Origin of the sequence: Aeromonas sp. ANP5 (genome assembly GCF_963870295.1) — a bacterium.
GTDB classification, from domain to species: domain Bacteria; phylum Pseudomonadota; class Gammaproteobacteria; order Enterobacterales; family Aeromonadaceae; genus Aeromonas; species Aeromonas veronii.
Genome location: NZ_CAWMRY010000082.1, coordinates 1 through 1,062, shown reverse-complemented (window position 1 = coordinate 1,062; position 1,062 = coordinate 1). Strand labels below are relative to the sequence as shown.

Annotated in this window: 1 protein-coding gene; it reads left to right on the top strand. The window is 55.5% G+C overall.

Annotation, left to right across the window (positions count from 1 at the left end; genetic code table 11):
• Positions 1-88 precede the first annotated feature (88 nt).
• Positions 89-1,006: an IS5 family transposase gene (locus tag AACT07_RS22315; protein ID WP_069530087.1), complete on the top strand. Its 918-nt coding sequence runs from the start codon at positions 89-91 to the stop codon at positions 1,004-1,006.
• Positions 1,007-1,062 lie beyond the last annotated feature (56 nt).

The window sequence follows — 1,062 nt, the reverse complement described above, 5'->3', positions numbered from 1 at the left end:
GGCGTTGTTTCCCAAATCAATACCACCTGAATGGAACTTACTGAGGGCGCGGTGATCTGATCACCACCACCACCTTCAAGTCTGCATCATGGGCAAGTCGCTTCACCCCATCACCAACTGGCCTACATACAACAAGTCTTTGATTAACCGTGGTTCACTCACCTTCTGGGTTGATGCCGAGGCCATGAGCAACTGGTTTCACCGCGACCATCATGGGTGCCGGGGCCGCAGTCAGCTCTACACCGACCAGACCATCTGTACCTTCCTGATGCTCAAGGGGATTTTCAGCCTCACGCTTCGCGCAACTCAGGGACTACTCGACTCCCTGTTCGAGTTGATGAATGTACCGCTGTGCGCACCGGACTACAGCTGTGTCAGCAAGCGCGCTCGCACGGTGAAGGTGGCTTATCGACAGCCCCCAAAGGGAGGCATTACCGACTTGGTTATCGACTCAACCGGGCTAAAGGTGTTTGGTGAAGGCGAATGGAAGGTCAGAAAACACGGCGCCGAGAAACGGCGAGTCTGGCGCAAGTTGCATCTGGCGGTAGACCCGGTGACCCACGATATCGTGGCGGCGGAAGTCTCACTGGAAAATGTCCATGATGCCGAGGTGTTGCCCACCTTGCTCAACCCTCTGCGGCGTAAGCTGGGACATGTTTATGCGGATGGCGCCTATGACAGCAAAGCCAGCCATCAGCTTATCTTGCGCAAAGGGGCAACAGCCTGTATCCCGCCTCGCAAAAGTGCGGGGTTATGGAAAATGGGGCATCCAAGAAATGAGGCCGTGCTGGTGATGCGCAAGGAAGGGCTGGCGCACTGGAAGAAGATATCGGGGTATCACCGTCGCTCGCTGGCAGAGACGGCGATGTATCGGTTCAAGCAGTTAATGATGGGCAAAATCAGTCTGCGGACCTACAACGGTCAGGTAGGGGAAGTAATGGCGTATGTTGGTGCAATCAACAAACTGAACACACTTGGTCTGCCTGTCAGAAAGCCCCGAGTGTAACGGTCACTTGGGGCTGGGGCGGTTGTGACCTGATGGCTGATTTGGGAAACAACGCC